Origin of the sequence: Yersinia sp. 2542 StPb PI, from assembly GCF_048593855.1 — a bacterium.
GTDB lineage: Bacteria > Pseudomonadota > Gammaproteobacteria > Enterobacterales > Enterobacteriaceae > Yersinia > Yersinia enterocolitica_E.
The window spans coordinates 1-498 of the sequence record NZ_JAZGQA010000495.1; the positions used below are offsets into that span (position 1 = coordinate 1).

The window sequence follows — 498 nt, forward strand, 5'->3', positions numbered from 1 at the left end:
TTATTTTCTGTAGTAATAACTACAACACCATACTGCTTAAGTAAATCAACTGATTCGTGGTCATCATCTGGTGCAATACAGTACACCTTATACCCACGATGCATTAACTCTTTAATATACGACAATCTAAATACAACAACAGTTTTTATTGAATTTTGTATAATACAAATACTTCTACACTCTTTCATAGTCCCAACCAATTATATTATTAGATTGCTCAGACATGAACTGTGCATCTGACTTTGGAATAATAACTTTAGTTGATTCATTTCTATTAAGAATGGCCGCCCACCAACTAAAAGTGCTTCCACTCAAAATATAATCTTGACAGTACATTAACCCAATAAAATCCTCGATCGCTGATTTTCCAGAAAAATACTCAACTGAACTAACATCATGTAATTCCTCTTTACACCAATCGATATCATCAGAAAAAACCAAGAAACTTCTTCCAGGAAACTTTTCAATTGCTTTTTTTATATATTCGATACTGCTAAC

The 498-nt window shown here is 32.1% G+C and carries 1 protein-coding gene and 1 pseudogene; both read right to left on the bottom strand.

Features of this window, described 5'->3' with window-relative positions; all coding sequences use genetic code 11:
- Positions 1–188 (bottom strand): annotated as a pseudogene (locus V1952_RS22460) (galactosyltransferase); the annotation flags it as partial.
- A partial coding sequence (locus tag V1952_RS22465) for an alpha-1,2-fucosyltransferase (RefSeq protein ID WP_420075625.1) occupies positions 175–498 on the bottom strand: 324 nt, incomplete at its 5' end. The pseudogene V1952_RS22460 and the gene V1952_RS22465, both read right to left, overlap by 14 nt.